The organism is Acidovorax sp. JMULE5, from assembly GCF_013376875.1.
GTDB classification, from domain to species: Bacteria; Pseudomonadota; Gammaproteobacteria; order Burkholderiales; family Burkholderiaceae_C; genus Acidovorax; species Acidovorax facilis.
On sequence record NZ_CP035951.1, the window covers coordinates 1,654,698 to 1,673,194 of the forward strand.

12 protein-coding genes and 1 other RNA gene are annotated in these 18,497 nt (G+C 66.1%); 6 read left to right on the plus strand and 7 right to left on the minus strand.

All coding sequences use genetic code 11. From position 1 onward, the window contains the following. Positions 1–79: 79 nt before the first annotated feature. The 3 genes from recR to dnaX form a co-directional block, all read right to left on the minus strand. Entirely contained in the window at positions 80–670 is a 591-nt protein-coding gene (recR, locus tag EXV95_RS07465) for a recombination mediator RecR (protein ID WP_176886377.1), read from the minus strand. Positions 671–913: 243 nt separating this feature from the next. Further along, entirely contained in the window at positions 914–1,246 is a 333-nt protein-coding gene (locus tag EXV95_RS07470) for a YbaB/EbfC family nucleoid-associated protein (protein WP_055398201.1), read from the minus strand. A gap of 230 nt (positions 1,247–1,476) precedes the next feature. Then, complete coding sequence (dnaX, locus tag EXV95_RS07475) at positions 1,477–3,552, minus strand: DNA polymerase III subunit gamma/tau (protein ID WP_176886378.1); 2,076 nt, start codon at positions 3,550–3,552, stop codon at positions 1,477–1,479. A gap of 98 nt (positions 3,553–3,650) precedes the next feature. Between dnaX and ffs the strand changes: the two genes are divergently transcribed. After that, an RNA gene (gene ffs, locus EXV95_RS07480) (signal recognition particle sRNA small type) lies at positions 3,651–3,747 on the plus strand. A gap of 124 nt (positions 3,748–3,871) precedes the next feature. Here the strand turns inward: ffs and EXV95_RS07485 are convergent. The 3 genes from EXV95_RS07485 to EXV95_RS07495 all read right to left on the minus strand — a co-directional run bounded on the left by EXV95_RS07485 (position 3,872) and on the right by EXV95_RS07495 (position 11,381). Continuing rightward, a complete protein-coding gene (locus EXV95_RS07485; RefSeq protein ID WP_370460260.1) occupies positions 3,872–5,137 on the minus strand; it encodes a TIGR03862 family flavoprotein in 1,266 nt (421 codons plus the stop codon). A 161-nt stretch (positions 5,138–5,298) separates the two neighbouring features. Continuing rightward, complete coding sequence (locus tag EXV95_RS07490; protein ID WP_176886379.1) at positions 5,299–8,778, minus strand: exodeoxyribonuclease V subunit beta; 3,480 nt, start codon at positions 8,776–8,778, stop codon at positions 5,299–5,301. After that, positions 8,775–11,381, minus strand: coding sequence for a PD-(D/E)XK nuclease family protein (locus EXV95_RS07495; RefSeq protein ID WP_176886380.1), 2,607 nt, complete (start codon positions 11,379–11,381; stop codon positions 8,775–8,777). The genes EXV95_RS07490 and EXV95_RS07495 overlap by 4 nt, the downstream gene beginning before the upstream one ends. Positions 11,382–11,490: 109 nt before the next feature. On the opposite strand from EXV95_RS07495, the gene trxA reads away from it, so the two are divergent. The 5 genes from trxA (at position 11,491) to EXV95_RS07520 (ending at position 17,072) form a co-directional block, all read left to right on the plus strand. Further along, the gene (trxA, locus tag EXV95_RS07500) at positions 11,491–11,823 is read left to right on the plus strand and encodes a thioredoxin TrxA (RefSeq protein ID WP_008906761.1); all 333 of its coding nucleotides are present in this window, start codon (positions 11,491–11,493) and stop codon (positions 11,821–11,823) included. Between the two features lie 261 nt (positions 11,824–12,084). Further along, complete coding sequence (rho, locus tag EXV95_RS07505) at positions 12,085–13,347, plus strand: transcription termination factor Rho (protein WP_055398205.1); 1,263 nt, start codon at positions 12,085–12,087, stop codon at positions 13,345–13,347. 274 nt (positions 13,348–13,621) lie between these two features. After that, positions 13,622–13,876 (plus strand): type B 50S ribosomal protein L31, encoded by a 255-nt coding sequence (locus tag EXV95_RS07510; protein ID WP_008906759.1) that lies wholly within the window; start codon positions 13,622–13,624, stop codon positions 13,874–13,876. A 106-nt stretch (positions 13,877–13,982) separates the two neighbouring features. Beyond that, the gene (locus EXV95_RS07515; RefSeq protein ID WP_176886381.1) at positions 13,983–15,683 is read left to right on the plus strand and encodes a hypothetical protein; all 1,701 of its coding nucleotides are present in this window, start codon (positions 13,983–13,985) and stop codon (positions 15,681–15,683) included. Between the two features lie 21 nt (positions 15,684–15,704). Next, entirely contained in the window at positions 15,705–17,072 is a 1,368-nt protein-coding gene (locus EXV95_RS07520) for an MATE family efflux transporter (RefSeq protein WP_176886382.1), read from the plus strand. Here EXV95_RS07520 and phoR read toward each other — a convergent pair. Next, positions 17,026–18,369 carry a phosphate regulon sensor histidine kinase PhoR gene (phoR, locus tag EXV95_RS07525; RefSeq protein WP_176886383.1) on the minus strand — a complete coding sequence of 448 codons (1,344 nt, stop codon included), beginning with the start codon at positions 18,367–18,369 and terminating at the stop codon, positions 17,026–17,028. The two genes, EXV95_RS07520 and phoR, sit on opposite strands and share 47 nt — an antisense overlap. Positions 18,370–18,497: the final 128 nt, after the last annotated feature.

The window sequence follows — 18,497 nt, forward strand, 5'->3', positions numbered from 1 at the left end:
AGCGCTAGATACACAAGCGCCAGCAGCTATTAAATTGTGAGTATTTTAGCCGCCACTGAGCCCCGATTCCGTGAAGGGTCTACCGGCGATCCACCAGCGCATGCGCAATCGTGCCCAGGTCCACGTACTCCAGCTCGCTGCCCACAGGCACGCCACGCGCGAGCCGTGTCACGTGCAGCCCCCGGCTCTTGAGCGCCTCGCTGATCACATGGGCCGTGGCCTCGCCTTCGGCATTGAAGTTGGTCGCCAAAATGACCTCCTGCACGGTGCCATCGGTGGCCCGGTCCATGAGCTTTTGCAGGCCAATTTCCTTGGGGCCAATGCCATCGAGGGGGCTCAGCCGCCCCATCAGCACAAAATACAGCCCCTTGAACGCCCCCGTGCGCTCCAGCGCCGACTGATCGGCCGGTGTCTCGACCACGCACAGCCGCGTCGCATCGCGCTCAGGGTCCAGGCAGGTGCTACACACCTCGGCCTCGGTGAACGTGTGGCAGCGCGCGCAATGGTGCACCGTGCCCACTGCTTCCGAAAGCGCTCGCGACAGGGCTAGCGCCCCCTCGCGGTCATGCTGCAGCAAATGAAACGCCATGCGCTGCGCAGACTTCACCCCCACCCCCGGCAAGCGGCGCAGCGCCTGGATCAGAACATCGAGGGAGTTGGTGGTGGACATGGAAACGAGCGATGCAGGAAAGAGGTGAGGAGCGAGCTGGGCAAGGCTTCGACAAGCTCAGCCCGAACGGATGCAGGCAAAACAACAGGCATGTGGTCCTTGCCTTCACACCCCGCCCCCAAGGGCGTAGCGAGCGGGATCAGCTGCTAGGCGGACGGAGCACAGCCACCGGAACGTACTTGAAGTACGTGAGGATGGCGAGCACCGCCCAACGACGCAGATGGCCCGCTCGGTAGCCAACCCTCAGAAAGGGAATTTCATGCCGCCGGGGAGGCCTGGCATGCCTTGCGTGAGCTTGCCCATCTTCTCCGAAGAAGTCTCTTCCGCCTTGCGCACCGCAGCATTGAACGCCGCCGCAACGAGGTCTTCCAGCATGTCCTTGTCTTCGGCCAGCAGGCTCGGGTCGATGGTGATGCGCTTGACGTCGTGCTTGCACGTCATCACCACTTTCACCAGGCCCGCGCCCGATTCACCCTCCACCTCGATGAAGGCCAGCTCGTCCTGCGCCTTCTTGAGGTTGTCCTGCATCGCCTGGGCTTGCTTCATGAGGCCTGCAAGTTGTCCTTTGTTGAACATGGTGTGATTTCCTTTGCTTTCTTTCTGGTTGATCGATTCCCATGAAGGGACAGAGATTCGGTATCCGAGATGCACGGTATTGTGCTGTGCAATGTCAGCGGCCGTCGAAACTGGCTCGCGCCAATCCAGTGCACTCGTGGAGCTGGCTTTGCCAGGCCACCGAGTGCGTCCCCCTCCCGCGAAGCGATAGAGGGGGAAGGCGCCGCAGGCGACTCAGGGGGCGCTTCATCTCACGCAGGCTTGATGCTGCCCGGCACGATTCTCGCGCCATAGTCGCGCACCAGCGACTGCACATAGGGGTCGTTGTTCACAATCTCCTCAGCACGGCGCTGGCGCTCGGCAGCGGCAGCGGCATTGCGGCGGGCGGGGCTGTCGATGACATGGCCCACCTCCACACTGATCTGGGTGGCATGGCCAGCAGCCTCCAGCGCGGCGCGCAGGCGCTCGCGTGCAGTAGGCTGGTTCAGCGACTCACGCTCCACACGCAGCAACCAGTGCCGCCCATCGCGCGCCACCAGTTGCGACTGCAGGGCCAGTTCGCGCACCAGGGCGGTAATCGATTCTGCCGCCACCATCTGCTGCACAGTGGCATGCCAGACATCGCCTTCCTCGGTGGGCGTGTAGCGCGCAGAGACGGGCGTTGGCGCAGAAAGCGGCAACGGTTGCAGACGCTCCCCTGGTTCGGGCGATTCACGCACCGGGATTGCTACATATTCAGGAGCGCCTTGCGCTTGCTGAGGTTGCGTTGGACGCTGATTTTGTCCAAATCTCTCGGGCGTACGCACCGGCAGTGCCGTGGCGGCGGAGTTTGCAGGTGACGCAGCACCCGGCTCTTCCGAGCCTGGCCAGGGCGGTGGCTCCGAAGAGTCCACGGATTCGGCGGGTTCTGCAGAAATCTCCGGTGGCAATGCTGGCGAAGCACCTGCTGCAGGCACTGCTGCAGGCACTGCGGGAGGCACTGCGGGAGGCACTGCGGGAGGCACTGCGGGAGGCACTGCGGGAGGCACTGCGGGAGGCACCGCCGGTGGCACCTGAGGAGCAGGCGCGGGCGTCGGCGCCGTTCGCGCCACGGGGGCTGGCACCGCCACGGCAGCCGCTGCGGGAGCGGCAGAAACCGCAGCTGGTGGGCTGGAAGACGCCGCTTCAGCCCGCGTCAGAGTTTTTTTTTCAGCCGATTCGCCAACGCCGCCAACACCGCTGACAGGCTTGAACGCCAGCAAGCGCAGCAGCACCATGGTCAGTGCCGCGTACTCATCGGGCGCCAGACCCAGTTCTCCGCGCCCGTGCAGGCACAGGCTGTAGAGCAGCTGGGTTTCGTCAGCAGGCATCAGCGCGGCAAGACGGGCCGTTTCTGCGGCCTCGGGGTCGTCGGCATCCACGGCGCCTGCCATCTGGGGCACGGCCTGGAACACCGCCATGCGCTGCAGCACGGCGCTCATTTCTTCGAGCGTGGAGGCGGCAGACAGGCCATTGAGACGCAGCGTGTCCGAGGTTTCCACCACGGTCTTGCCGTCGCCCTCGGCCAACGCGCCGATGAGGCGGAACACGTAGGAGCGGTCCACCGCACCCAGCATCTGGCGCACGGCGGCTTCCTGCAACTGGCCGCTGCCAAAAGCGATGGCCTGGTCGGTGAGCGACAGTGCATCGCGCATGGAGCCCCGCGCGGCGCGCGAGAGCAGGCGCAGAGCCTGGGGCTCGGACGATACGTTCTCGGACGCCAGCACCTGCGTGAGATGGCTCAGGACCGTCTCGGGCGCCATGGGCCGCAGGTTGAACTGCAGACAGCGGCTCAGCACCGTCACCGGCACCTTCTGCGGGTCGGTCGTGGCCAGCACGAACTTGAGGTATTCAGGAGGCTCTTCCAGCGTCTTGAGCATGGCGTTGAACGCCGTGTTCGTGAGCATGTGCACTTCGTCGATCATGAAGACCTTGAAGCGGCCCTGCACTGGCTTGTAGACCGCCTGCTCCAGCAGGCTCTGCACCTCGTCCACACCCCGGTTCGATGCAGCATCCAGCTCGGTGTAATCCGGGAAGCGACCACTGTCGATATCCGTACAGGCCGAGCACACGCCACAGGGTGTGGCGGTGATGCCGCCCTGACCATCGGGCCCCTGGCAGTTGAGCGATTTGGCCAGAATGCGCGACACCGTCGTCTTGCCCACACCCCGCGTGCCTGTGAACAGGTAGGCATGGTGCAGGCGCTGTGTGTTGAGCGCATTGGTGAGGGCCTGCACCACATGCTCCTGCCCCACCATTTCGGTGAAATTGCGGGGGCGGTACTTGCGGGCGAGCACGAGGTAGGACATCCGGCAGATTCTACGGGCTGTGCCGAGTGTCCTTTCAGCGCCCACGGCAACGGGGCTGTTCAGAAAAGTGCGTTCGCATCCGTCGTACAATCGATGGTGACGGGCCTCCTCGCATGGTGAAGCGGCCAACCGGGTCAGGTGGGGAACCAAGCAGCCCTAACTGTGGAGTCAGTGCCGGGGGTAAGGCTCGTCAACTTCTTTTTTTTGCGCTGTCGCGCAGCCCCCTCCCAGCGGCGACATTCTTCGCGATGTCCCCTTGCCTGGCAAGGCCAGGCCCTTCGCCTCAGGCGCAAGCCCCTTTCGTTCAGCGTGTTCAAGTTCAGGCAGCTTGGCGCAGCCAGTGCAGCGCGCCCAACCCCGCCACGCGGCCACTGGCCAAGCTTGCCGTGAGCAGATAGCCCCCGGTGGGCGCCTCCCAATCGAGCATTTCGCCCGCGCAGAACACGCCCGGTAAGGCATGGGCCATGAGGTGCGTGTCCAGCGCCTCAAAAGCCACACCACCGGCGGTGCTGATGGCTTCGTCGATGGGCCGTGTGGCCACGACCGTGATGGGCAGTGCCTTGATGGCGTGTGCCAGAGCCACCGGGTCGTTCATGCCGTCCTTGCCCAGGTGTTCATACAGGATGCCCGCCTTGATGCCATCGAGCCCCAGACGGCTCTTGAGGTGGCTGGACAATGAACGTGATCCGCGTGGATGGCGCACTTCCACCAGCACGCGTTCCGGCGTGTGGTCGGGCAGCAAATCCAGATGAAAAGTGGCATGGCCGTGGGCCTCGATCTCGTCGCGCAGCAGGTGCGACGCGGCGTAGACCAGGCTGCCCTCGACGCCTGTCGCTGTGGCCACGAATTCACCCCTGCGGCTGAACGTACGGCCCTGTCTGTCGGTAAAAGCCAGCGCCACCGTCTTGAAGGGCTGGCCTGCAAAACGCTCGACAAAATGGGGCGTCCAGCCCACAGCGGGAACGGGGGTCCGGCCGATCAGCTCCTGCAAGAACGCGCGGCGCGTCTCACCCGCCGGCGCATCGGCGCGCAGCACGTCAAAACCGCAGTTGGAGGGCCGCAGCGGCGCCACAGCCACACCGCGCTGCGCCAGCAGCGGCACCCAGGCACCATCCGACCCCAGGCGTGCCCAGCTGCCACCGCCCAGCGCCAACACCACCGACCTGGCGACCACTGGCACCTCGCCCGCAGGGGCTGCAAAACGCAGGGCACCATCGTCCGACCAGCCCAGCCAGCGGTGTCGCATGTGGAACACCACGCCCTGCCCGCGCAGGCGCTGCAACCAGGCGCGCAGCAAGGGCGCGGCCTTCATGTCAGCGGGGAACACGCGGCCGGAGGTGCCCACGAAGGTCTCCACACCCAGGCCTTGCGCCCAGGCCCGGACCTCGGGCCCGCCAAATTCCTGCAGCAAAGGTTCGAGCTGAGGCTGGCGCTCTGCATAGCGGCTGACAAACGGAGCATGGGGCTCGGAATGTGTGAGGTTGAGCCCGCCCTTGCCCGCCAGCAGAAATTTGCGCCCCACCGAGGGCATGGCGTCGAACAGATGAACGGCCACCCCCGCCTGGGCCAGCACCTCGGCCGCCATCAGGCCCGCCGGGCCACCGCCGACGATGGCCACATCGCACGGCAAAGTCCCCGCAGACAGGGCTGGTGCGACGGGTGAATCGGAAGGAGAAAGGGTGTGAGACACGGGAGAACCTTGCTAAAAGTGGGGGCGTTGCGCGGGTTGGAGGCCCTGGGTGCGGGTCAAAACAAAGAGCCTTGCGCAGAATCTGCAGGCCCCGGCGCGGGGCGTGGACGCTCGGGCTTTGCTAAGGCATCCGGCGCAGCGGGGGCGAGAGTATGCCCGACGGCGGCAGGGGTGGGCCCGCCCCCTGCCCGCACCAAACGCCCATCGCCTGTGAGGAAGGCCGCGTGCACGGCCTCGCCCGGCATCAGGGCCTGTACGGCTTCTTGGTAGCGCTGCAGTTGCGCCACCAACGCTTGCTGGCGCTGAGGCTGGGCGGCGCTTTTGTAGTCGAGCACCCACCAGCCTGCCACGGCGTCATCTGCAGACAGGGCACGGCGCAGCACCAGCCGGTCGATGCGCAGGCTTTGGCCCTGGTAATGCAGCGGGGCTTCGTTGATGGCGGTCTGCACCTGCTCCGGGTCCCACGCCCAGGCGCCCTCCCCGGCCAGGATGCCCTGTGCCATGCGGGCCGCCAACTCGGCCGCTGCAGGGGCAATGTCGTGGTCGCTGGCCAGCCTTGCAATGCGCGCAGCAGGCCAGCCGTGGGTGCGCAGGTCGGCCAGCGGGGCACCGGCCACACCGGCCTGCTCCAACAGTTGGTGCATGGCGTCGCCCTGGCGTGACAGGGGGGTGGACTCGGCGTCGCCAGGCATGGCCACGGGCGTAGCACTGGTGGGGTCGGCAGCTGCAGCACCAGGTTTGGTGCGGGCGCTTTGCAGGGCTTCGAGCAGGGGGTGCAGCGCGGCGATGGTGAAGGTGTCGGGGGTCGCACCGGCTCCAGCGGAAGGCGCTGGGGCCGCGCCCGCGTCCACCTCGGTCACCAGTGGTGCCAGTCGGTTCCACCAGCTGCCCGGCGCCGAATTGCCGGGTTGCACGGACGACAGCGCCAGGCAATGCTTGGCGCGCGTCATGGCCACGTAGAGCATGTTCAACTCCTCGCGGCTGCGGGCCTGCTGCTCGGCGGCCAGCGCGGCCTCTGCACTGGGCGGCGGGTTCGATTCGCTGGCCAGAAAGACGAAGGCCGAGGGCACGGTCTGCTCGCCAGGCCAGTCCACCAGCACGCCCATGGTCTCGGCCTTTTGCGGGCGGGTGTCGGTGTCGAGCAGCAGCACGCAGTCGGCCTCCAGCCCCTTGGCGCCGTGCACCGTCAGCAGGCGAACGGCCTGCGCATCCGCCCGGCCGGGCGCGCGCACGCCGCCCTTCTTCATGGCCCGCACAAACGCATAGGGCGTGAGGTAGCGGCCGCCGTCGTGCTGCAGCGATGCCGCCAGCAGCGCGCGCAGGTTGGCCTGCACTGCCTGACGCTGGGTGACCGGGACAGCAGCGGCGAAGCGGGCCAGCACGTCGCCGTGCTCGTAGATGGCATGCAGCGCATCGTGCGGCGGCAGGCCACTCACCCAGTCTTGGTATTGAATCAAAACAGGCCCCAGCGCTTTCAAATCAGGCGCAAGCAGCTCACTTTTTAATAGCAAATCAAACCAGCTGCAGCCCGCATGTTCCGGCTGGCGGCGCAGCACGGCCAAGGTCACCAGGGCGTCGTCGCCCAGGCTGAAAAGGGGCGACTTGAGCGCGCGGGCCAGCGACAGGTCGTGGGTGGGCGAGACCAGTACATCCAGCAGCGCCACCATGTCCTGCACCTCGGGTGCGTCGAACAGGTCGGCCTTTTCGGGCTGCACGCAGGGTAGGTGCAAGGCGCGCAGGGCGTCTTGCATGCTGGCGAGGCGGTCGCGCTTGCGGGCCAGCACCAGCACCTCTTTGGGCGGGGTGCCGGCGGCAATCTGCGCAGCCACCCAGGCGGCGGCCTGCGTGCACTCGCGCATGCGCTGGGTTTCTTCGGCCTCGTGGCGGGGTTCGGTCAGGCTGTCGCGCCAGGCCAGGGGGTCGCGGCCTGCGCCTTGGCTGTCGTCGTCCGCGTCGGTGATGGCAGGCAGGCGCAGCAACTGGCCGGGGTGTTTCGATTCGGTGGTGTGGTCGCGGAAGCCAGTGGTCTCGTTCTGCGCCTGGGCCTGGCCCATGACGGCGTTGACCGCGGCAATCACGCCCTGTGCGTTGCGGCGCGTGTGGTCGCAGCTGAGCAGGTCGCCGCGCAGCCCATCGCGCACAAACGCCTGCGCAGCGATGAACACCTGTGGTTCGGCGCGGCGAAAGCGGTAGATGCTCTGCTTGGGGTCGCCCACAATGAACACGCTGGGCGCGGCCGAACCACCGCCAGAGCCCGCGTAACCCGACAGCCAAGCGTGCAGCGCCTGCCACTGCAGCGGGTTGGTGTCCTGAAACTCATCGACCAACAGGTGGCGGATGCGGGCGTCCAGGCGCTCCTGCACCCAGCCCGACAGCACCGGGTCGGCCAGCATGACCAGGGCGGTGCGCTCCACGTCGTTCATGTCCACCCAGCCATGCTGCTGCTTGACGGCCACAAACTGCGCAATCAGGCAGCGCGCCAGCCGGGCCATGCGCTGCTGGTGTTGCCAGGCCTCGTGCTGGCGGCGGGCGGTGAGCAGGCGCTGCAACTCGGGCTCAGCCTCCTGCGCGGCAGGGAACTTCTCCAGGTTCTTGGAGAGGCGGTCTTCCTTGGCCACGAACATCGCCTTGCGCAGCATGTCCAGGCGCTGGTTCAGGTCGGTGCAGCCCAGCGCGTCGATGATGGCGTCCGCCGCCTTCTGCGGGGTCTTGTTGGCCTCTGCGCCCAGGGCGCCGGCGCGGCTGCGCCAGCGTTGCAGGGCGGCATCGGTCTGCAGGGCCTCCGAGGGCTCGGCCAACGCGGCCAGATCGGGGTACGCGAGCTGGAAGGGTGGTACCGACGCATCCACCACGCCTGCCTCGTCGGCCAGATCAAACTCCACCCGCTTGGCCAGCGCGGCCGCTAGGGCCTTGTGGGTTTGCGAGCGGCCGTGGCGAGCCACCACGGCTTCGTAGTCAGCGCGCAGGCTGGCGCTTTCGGCCACGGTCTGCAAGAACGGGGGCCAGACCTCGCGCACGGCCTCGGCATCGTCTTCGAGCAGCTCAAAGTGCGCGGGCAGGCCCTGTTGCTGCAGCAGCGCCAGCGGGGCTGTGCCCAGCAGCGCGGCAAACCAGCTGTGGAAAGTGCGGATTTGCACCGGGCGGCCCGCTTCGAGCAGCTGGCGGTATAGATTTTGTAGCGCCTCGCGCTTTTCCAGCGCGCCTTGGGGGCTGATTCCGCGTGCAATCAGCTCGGCCGTAAGCTCTTCCAGCGGCTTGTGGCTGAACTGCTCCAACCATTCTTGCAGGCGCTGGCGCATTTCGCCCGCGGCCTTTTTGGTGAAGGTGATGGCCAGGATTTCGTGGGGCGCACAGCCGTCGAGCAGCGCGCGCAGCATGCGCGAGACCAGCATCCAGGTCTTGCCCGCGCCCGCGCAGGCTTCCACCGCCACGCTGCGGGCGGGGTCGCAAGCAATGGCGTAGAAGGCCTCGCGCGAAACGGGGCGGCCGTTGTGTTCGTAGGCGGCCTGGGTGGGTTGTGGAATGCTGACGGTCATGGCGTCTCTTGCGCGGGCAACGCCTGTTCAGCGTCCGCCCAGTAGTCTTTGCGGCACAGGCCGCGCACGGCGCAGAACTCGCACACCGAGCCCTCGCCCAGCGCGGGCAGCGGCGCACCGACGGCGATGCGGGCCATGTCGTGCTGGATGCCTTCGATCAGCACATCGCGCAGGTGCACCACTTCGTCCTGTTCGTGTATCTGTGTCTCGCCGCGCTCGCCCACGTTGACGTAGGCGGCGCGCAAGGTGTCGTGGCTCAGCAGGGCGGCGTAGAAGGCCAGTTGCGTGTCCTCCGCTCCGCTCTTGATGCGCTGGCGGGTCACGCTGTCGCTTTCGGTTTTGTAGTCAATCACCAGCACAGTGGGCTCGCCGGTGGACGAGACCCCATCGATGCGATCGAGGGTGCCGACCAGCTCCAGGTCGCCCAGCGGCTGGCGGGCCTTGACCTCGGCCTGGCGGAAGGTGGCGCCCTGTTGCTCGTGCTCTGCCAGCCATTGCAGGTAGCCGTCGCGCAGTTGCGCCCAGCCTGCGGCAAAGGGCAGAAAGTCTCCGTCTTGCAGCCGTTGCTCGCGGGTGACAGCCTCGGCGGCGGCGTCCATGCGGATGCGGCGCTCGTCCACGTGGTCGGTGGGCTCAGCCAGCAACGCCTCATGAAAGCGCTGCAGCACGGCGTGCAGCCAGTTACCAAAGTCGCGCTTGTCCACTTCGGCATCCAGTTCGTCAGCCTCGCGCAGACCCAGCTGGCGCTGGGCAAAAAAGCGGTAGGGGCAATGGCGCAGGTCGGAATACGCGGTGGAGGACAGGTGCCCCACGGGCAGCGCCTGGCCCACGGGCTGGGGACGCCGGGTGGGGGTGGCGGCCACTGCACGGGCAGCACGGTCGTCCGTGCCGGGTGTAGCGGCGCCATCCAGTTGCAGGGCCAGCACCAGGGCACTGGCCAGCAGGGGCTCGCCGCCCTCATCGCCGGTGCGCCACAGCACATCCACCACGGGCGTGCGCAGGGCGTGGGCCCAGGCGGCCCGCTGGGCGGCCTCCAGCGACTGGCGCGTGGGCAGGCCCCAGGCCTCGCGCTGGGCCTGCGACCAGTCGCCTGATGGTTCAGGTGCGGCTTGCAAACGCTTTTCATCGCAGCCCGGCAGCACGGCGGCGGCAAAGGGACGGGCCAGCAGTTGCGGCAGGGGCACCACCACCACGGGTGCATCGGCGGCCTGCGCGGCCACGTAGCGCCCGGCTTCGAGCACGTCCTTGGCCCAGCGGGTGAATTCGGCCAGCGTCATGCGCCGGCCCGCGCTGTCGCCCCAGCCGTCCAGCTCGGCCTGCTGGCCGTCTTGCAGGCGCAAGGCGGCCAGCACGCGCATGCCAGCAGGGTCGGCCTGCAGGCCTTGCCACTGGCCGGCCTGCTCCAACACGACGCGCAGGGCGGGCAACCACTGCGCCAATGGGCGCGCGGCGCGCAGGGTGTCGCGCCAGGCCTCCACGGTGGCCACGGTGCGGGCCAGGTGGGGCTGTGCGCTCAGATCCCGCGCGGTGGCGGCACTCCAGTGCTGCACCACGCCCTTGCGCAGCCATTGCTCCAGGCGGTTGACCTCGCCTGGCATCAGCGCAGGGGTGTGTTTGACCCAGTCCAGCACCGCGTTGGATGAGGCGTTCCACGCCGCAGCCTGCAGCGCGGCCATAACCCGTGAAGCGGCACGGGTGGTGGAAAGAATCCAGCCACTTTCATCGCGCACCAGCACGCCGCTGCTGTCCAGGTGAGCGAGCACGCGGCGGATCAGTGCGCGGTCGGTGGCGGCCAGCGCGACGGGCACCCGGCCATCTCGCACATGGGCCAGCACGCAGGCAGCGGCACGGTGGGCTTCGTCTTCGGCATCGGTGGCGGCATGCAGGGCGCGTTTTGGCGGCGCGGGAGAGTCATCGACCAATGCTGGCAGCGCAACACAAGCCCCCTGCTCGCCCCAATGGGCCAGAAGGGCCTGGGGCAGCGCGTCAGACTGAAAGCCTTCGAGCACCACCAGCGCATCCACCGCCGCGCGCACACCGGGCTCGAACAGCACATCGGTGGCGTGGCGCGAGGCCAGCACCCATTCCAGCGCCAGGCGCGCCACCAGGGCCTCGTAATGCAGGCTGCTGCCTTCATCGGCGGTGGCCAGCAGTTTGCGGGCCTCGTCGCCCCAGGCGGCGCGCTGCGCGGGGGGCACAGCGGCCACGGCGGGTGCCAGTTGGGCGGCGGCTTCTTGCAGTGGCGTGGCCAGCATCTCGCGCTGGGCGCCCTGCCCCACACGATCGAGCAAGGCGCGGGCCGTAAGGGTGTCGCGCGCCACGTCGCCCGCATAGTCGTCGGCCGAAGGCTCAAACACCTGCAACTGGCGGGCCCAGTTGCGGGTGGTTTCAAAGCGCGGCGCAAAGCCTTGCGGAAACTGCAGCGCCCAGTGGCGCTGGGCCCAGGGCATGAGCTGGGCGTAGGGCACCAACACCACTGTGCGCGCCAAATGGGCGCCATGGGCCTGGGCATGTGCGGCCACCTGGGCCAGAGCACGTTGCCACAAGGCGGTGCTGGCGGCAGCAAACCCACTGGTTTGATCGCTTTTCGCTATGACTGTCATAGCGTCGCAAGGCCCGGCCACACCGGTGAACGTGGGATTGGTTTCTGTCACAATGCCCAGACTTTAAACGTACACCGGTCACAACCCGATCAAAATCAAGGAATCCGCCATGGCCAGCGAACTCATCAAACATGTCTCTGACGCCAGCTTTGAAGCCGACGTGCTCCAACCCGGCTCCGCCGTGCTGGTGGACTACTGGGCCGAATGGTGCGGCCCCTGCAAAATGATTGCCCCCATCCTGGACGAAGTGGCAGGCACCTACCAGGGCAAGCTGCAGATCGCCAAGATGAATGTGGACGAAAACCGCGAGATCCCCGCCAAGTTCGGCATTCGCGGCATTCCCACACTGATGCTGTTCAAGGACGGCCAGCTGGCCGCCACCAAGGTCGGCGCCATGAGCAAGGCGCAACTGACCGCCTTCATCGATCAGCAACTGGCCTGATCCGCACCCACAACCCCGCGCCTGCCCATGCACGCGGGGTTGTTTGTTTTCACGACACCTATTGCAGCGCCAGACACAGACCGAATTCGGATCCCGTGAATCTCCCGCTTTTTTTCCTGTCATAATTCCTTCAGATCACCGGCCTGCACGCATTGGCAGCCGGACCGAGATCCCCGGCGAGCCAGACCTGCAAACAGCAGCCCATCTGGCACCAGCCCTCCTCCCCCAAGATTCATACCAGCTCCGCCAAGGAGTCATTCCATGCACTTAAACGAACTCAAGGCACTGCACGTGTCTGAAGTCCTGAAGCAAGCCGAAGAACTCGAAATCGAAAATACCGGCCGCATGCGCAAGCAGGAGCTGATGTTTGCGATCATCAAGAAGCGGGCCAAGACCGGGGAACAAATCATTGCCGACGGCGTGCTGGAAATCCTGCCCGACGGTTTCGGCTTCCTGCGCAGCCCGGACACGAGCTTTACCGCCAGCACGGACGATATCTACATCAGCCCGAGCCAGGTGCGTCGCTTCAATCTGCACACCGGCGACATGATCGAAGGTGAAGTCCGCACACCCAAAGATGGTGAACGGTACTTTGCGCTGAACAAGCTGGACTCGGTCAACGGCGGCCCGCCGGAGCAGAACAAGCACAAGGTGATGTTCGAAAACCTGACGCCCCTGTTCCCCAAGGAGCAGATGAAGCTGGAGCGCGACTTCAAGGGCGAAGAAAACATCACAGGCCGCATCATCGACATCATTGCGCCCATCGGCCGTGGCCAGCGCGCGCTGATCGTCGCCCCGCCCAAGAGCGGCAAGACGGTGATGATGCAGCACATCGCCCACGCCATCACGGCCAACAACCCCGACGTGCACCTGATGGTGCTGCTGGTGGACGAGCGCCCTGAAGAAGTGACCGAAATGCAGCGCACGGTGAAGGGCGAGATCATCGCCTCCACCTTCGACGAGCCCGCCGCCCGCCACGTGCACGTGGCCGAGATGGTGATCGAGCGCGCCAAGCGTCTGGTCGAGCTGAAGAAGGACGTGGTCATCCTGCTGGACTCCATCACCCGCCTGGCCCGTGCCTACAACAACGTCGTGCCCTCCAGCGGCAAGGTGCTGTCCGGTGGTGTGGACGCCGCCGCACTGCAGCGCCCCAAGCGTTTCTTCGGTGCCGCACGCAAGGTCGAAGAAGGTGGCTCGCTCACTATCATCGCCACCGCGTTGGTCGATACCGGCAGCCGCATGGACGAAGTGATCTTTGAAGAGTTCAAGGGCACTGGCAACTGCGAAATCCATCTGAACCGCCGCCTGTACGAAAAGCGCGTGTTCCCCGCCATCGAACTCAACAAGAGCGGCACGCGCCGCGAAGAGCTTCTGCTGGCGCCCGAGATCCTGCAAAAGACCCGCATCCTGCGCCAGTTCATGTACAACATGGACGAGATCGAGTCGATGGAGCTGATGATCAAGAACATGAAGGCCACCAAGACCAATGTGGACTTCTTTGACATGATGCGAAGAGGAGGGTGACAACACCCTGAGGCGCTTTCGCGCCTTCCCCTTTCTCTCGAATTGCTACGCAATTCGAGAGAAGGGGGACACCGCCAGCGCGGCGGGGCGGCCCTTGCGTGGCGGTTCTGGCCAAGGCCTTGCCAGTTTCAGCCGTTACGGGCCGTCGCGAAAATGCCATCAAACCGCCTGTGCAATAATAGAGGGCTTTTTCTGCGGAAAGTACGTTGGATGTTCCACGGTGCAAAGGTTGCTCCGGGTTCAGCGCGGCTCCCGCACTTGACAAGGATTGATCATGAAAGAAGGCATTCACCCCAACTACCGCGAAGTCCTGTTCTCGGACCTGTCCAACGGCTTCAAGTTTGTGACCCGTTCGTGCGTGAACACGAAGGAAATGGAAACCTTCGAAGGCAAGGAATATCCGCTGTTCAAGCTGGATACGTCTTCTGAATCGCACCCCTTCTACACCGGTACGCAAAAGTCGGTGGACAACATGGGTGGCCGTGTGGAGCGCTTCCGCAACCGTTTCGGCAAGACCGCAGCGAAGTAATTCGCCCTTGCGTTCCCGCCAAAAAGGCAGTCCGGGCAACCGGGCTGCCTTTTTCCGTTGGTTTTGCCCTTATTCTCGGTGGCTTCGCTTTGCCGCCCTCTGACGCGTGAATCCACCGACCCCCGCCATCGTTACCCAGAACGCTGTCAGTCCCCTGCCACGCTGGGCACTGGTACTGCTGTGTATTGCCTATGTCGTGCCCGGCTTCGTGGGGCGCGACCCGTGGAAAAGTGCGGATGTCACGGCGTTTGGCTACATGCTGGAGCTGGCCCACGGGCGCACGCCCTGGCTGAACCCCCTGCTGGGCGGCATGGCCCCGGAAACCGAGGGACTGCTGCCGTACTGGCTGGGCGCTTGGGCCATCCAGCTCGCGCCCCAATGGGTGTCTGCAGAGGTGGCTGTGCGCCTTCCTTTTGCACTCCTTCTGGTCGTCACCCTCGTTGCCACCTGGTATGCCGTTTACTACCTCGCCCGCAGCCCCGGCGCCCAGCCTGTGGCCTTTGCCTTTGGGGGCGAAGCCAATCCACCCGACTACGCCCGCGCTATTGCCGATGGTGGGTTGCTGGCCCTGATTGCCTGCCTGGGCCTCGCGCAGCTCTCGCATGAGGTCACCAGCTATCTGGTGCAGCTCAGTTGCACGGCGCTGATCTTCTTTGCGGTTGCAGCCATGCCCCACCGCACCGTAGCCCCTGCCGTGGCGCTGGCCGCAGGCATGGTGGGGCTCACGCTGGCTGGCGCTCCGGCGCTTGCAGCATTGCTGGGACTGGGCAGCATGGTGGTGGTGGTTTATGCGCCAGGCAGCCAGACAGACCATCGCCTGCGCTGGGCCCTGGCCCTGGGGGCAATCACGATGGCAGCGGCGCTGATCGCCTGGGGGCTCGATCTCTGGCGCTGGCGAATTGTGGATTCCGGCTCAGGCGGCAAAGAGTGGCAGAGTCTGGCGCGGCTGCTGCTGTGGTTTGGATGGCCCGCCTGGCCCCTGGCCCTGTGGACGCTATGGCGCTGGCGCAAACAGATCATCAGCCGCCAGGGGCACAGGCACCTGCTGCTCCCGCTGTGGTTCTCGGCAGTCTCCATTGCCGCCACCATCACCACCCAACCCGCAGACAGGGCCCTGCTGCTGGGGCTGCCGGCCCTGGCGGCACTGGCAGCGTTTGCACTGCCCACGCTGCGGCGCAGTGTGGGGGCGCTGATCGACTGGTTCACGCTGCTGTTCTTCTCCGTTTCAGCGCTGGCGATCTGGGTGATCTGGATTGCCATGCAAACGGGCGTTCCCGCCAAGCCTGCAGCCAATGTGGCCAAGCTGGCCCCTGGTTTTGTGCCGCAGTTTTCCGCACTGGCGCTGGTCGTGGCCCTGGCGGCCACCGTGGGCTGGTGCAGCCTGGTGTGGTGGCGCGCCGCGCGCAACCGGGCGCCCATCTGGAAGAGCCTGGTGCTGCCAGCCAGCGGCGCTGCGCTGGGCTGGCTGCTGCTGATGACCTTGTGGTTGCCGCTACTGGACTACGCCCGCAGCTATCGCCCCCAGGTTCGCAGTGTGATGGCCGCACTGGGCCCATCCCCGGGCTGTGTGCAGACGGTAGGGTTGAACCGTGCCCAGGTGGCGGCTCTGCAGTACCACGGTGGCCTCTCGCTGCAGCGGGCGGGCCTGCAGGACGAGTGCGACTGGCTGGTGGCTGACATCGCCTCCTGGCCTCCGTCCGAACGCATGGTGAATGTGGCGCGCTGGGAAGCCCGGGCCACCATTCCACGCCCGACTGACAAGAACGATCACCTCCTGGTCTTTCACCGTGCGGGGCCTGCACGCTGATGCCCGAATGATGCCGGAGTAATGTCGGAGCTTTCGACCATCTCGCGCCACGCCATCACGGTGCTGGCCGGGCAACTGGCGGTGATGGCGTTTGGCGTGACAGACACCATCGTCGCCGGGCGCCATGGAGAAGCCTCGCTGGCGGCACTCTCGGTGGGCAGCGCCATTTTTATCAGCGTGTATGTGGCGCTGATTGGCGTGCTGCAGGCGCTGCTTCCGGTGTGGGCCGAGTTGCGCGGCACCCGGCAAACCGACGGCCTGGGCCGGTCTCTGCGGCAGTCGCTGTACCTGTGCGGTGCGGCCTCGCTGGTGGGCATGGCCATCCTGCTGTCCCCCGCCCCCCTGCTGCGCTGGACCGAGGTGCCGCCAGCCCTGCGCACCGAGGTGGAGAGTTACCTGGCCGTGCTGGCCCTGGCACTGCCGCCTGCCCTGCTTTTTCGCATCTACAGTACCTTGAACCAGGCCCTGGGCCGCCCCAAGCTGGTGACCTGGCTGCAGGTGGGCTCGCTGTTCATCAAGCTGCCACTGTCGATCTGGTTCACCTTTGGCGGCGCAGGGCTGCCTGCGCAAGGTGTGGTGGGATGCGCGTGGGCCACCCTGGTGGTCAACGGCAGCATGCTTGCGCTGGCCATCTGGCTGCTGCGCACGCAGGACATCTATGAGCCTCTGCGTATCTGGCGCCGTATGGAGCCCCCGCACTGGCCCACCATTGCGGGCTTTGCCCGCCTGGGCATCCCGGCCGGGCTGGCTGTGATGGTGGAGGTGACGTCGTTCACGCTGATGGCGTTGTTCATTGCACGCCAGGGCACCACCGCATCGGCGGCGCACCAGATCGCGGCCAATGTGGCGGCTGTGCTCTACATGGTGCCGCTGTCGCTGGCCATCGCCACCAGCGCCCGCGTCAGCTACTGGCTGGGCGCTGGCGATCCAGCACGGGCGCGCAAGGTGGTTTTTATAGGTTTTAGGCTCTCAGCGCTTATAGGTATTGCGCTAGCAGCTATATTATTGATAGCAAAAAATCACATTGGCGGTTTGTACTCCACCAACACCGGCGTGGTGGCCCTGACGGGCGGGGTCATCGTGTGGGTCGCTGCGTACCACGCAGCCGATGCACTGCAGACGCTGTGCGTGTTTGTGTTGCGCTGCTACCGCATCACCGTGGCGCCGCTGGTGGTGTATTGCGTGTTGCTATGGGGTGCGGGTTTGGGGGGCGGCTACCTGCTGGCCTACCGGGGCCTGGGGCCTTGGGCAGCGGAGCCATCGCCCACACCCTTCTGGGCCGCAAGCGCTGCGGCGCTGTGGCTCACTGCCGCGCTGTTCCTGGCCATGCTGTGGCGTGCGGTCAGACCGGCAGCGAAAACCCGCGCAACCGGTTCGCAGGGAATGTGACCGAGAACACCGAGCCCTTGCCCAGCGTGCTGGCAATGTCCAGCGTGGCCCCGTGCCGCTGCAACACATGCTTGACGATGGCCAGCCCCAGGCCGGTGCCACCGGTCTCGCGGGAGCGGCTGCGGTCCACGCGGTAAAAGCGCTCTGTCAAACGCGGAATGTGTTCGGGTGCGATTCCCGGGCCTGTGTCCTGCACCGAGAAAACTGCGCAGCCGTCTTCCATGCGGTGCCACGCCACCGTGATCACCCCACCCGCAGGCGTGTAGCGCACCGCATTGCTGATGAGGTTCGACAATGCGCTTTGCAACTCGGTGGGCACGCCTGCAATGTCGCCCTCGGCATGCAACGCGTCCTTCGACGGAAACACCATGACATGCTGGCGCGGCTGGTTTTGCGAGAGCACGGCCGACAGCGCACGCCCCTCCTCCTCGCACCGCTGCATGAGCGCCTGCACGGGCGTCCACTCCGCCATGCCCGGTAGCGGACTGCCCTCCAGGCGCGACAGGGTCAAAAGATCTTGCACCACACTTTGCATGCGCAGCGCCTGCTGGGCCATCATGCTCAGGTAGCGCGAGCGCTCGTCGGCACTCAGGGGCAAGGTCTGCAGCGTTTCGACAAAACCGGTCAGCACCGTCAGGGGCGTGCGGATCTCATGGGACACATTGGCCACGAAGTCGCGCCGCATGGCCTCGGCCTGCTCCAGCGCCGTGACATCGCGCGACAGCAGCAGGGTGCGCCCGTCGCCGTAGGGGTGCAGATGCACCGAGATACGCACCGGCCGCGAAGGCGTGCTGAAGCGCCCCTCCAGCACCACATCGTGGCTGAAATCCTGGGCGGCATAGTAGGCCGTGAACTCGGGGTCGCGCACCAGATTGCCGATCGACTGCATCACATCGCGCTGGGCGTCAAAGCCGAACTGGCTGGCTGCCATCTGGTTGCACCACTCGATGCGGCCTTGCGCATCCAGCAGAACCACGCCATTGGGCGTGGCCTGCAGCGCGGCCAGGATCTCCTGCAGCCGGTCCTGGCTGTCGCGGATCTGGGTCTCCTGCCTGCGCAAAAGGCGCCGCGCACGGTCTGCCGCCTCGCCCCAGATACCGCGCATGGCCGGGACTTCAGACAGGTCACCCGTACGCAGCCAGCGCAGCACACGCGCGCCACGCAGCAGATCCCAGACAAACCAGGCCCACGCAGCCAGTGCAGCGCCCAGGGCTGCGCCCCAGGGACCACCCTGCCACCACCCCAGCCCACCACCCGCTATCTGCCAGAGCAGGAAATACGAAATACGCCACAGCATGCGGTCAGCAACGCCTTCTCAGAAAAACAGGGGCGCACCCCGTGCGCCCCATCGACAACATCAGGCCCGCGCCCTCAGCACCTGTTCACTCTATCGCTGGAGATCATGACCAGACTCTCAGAGGCTGA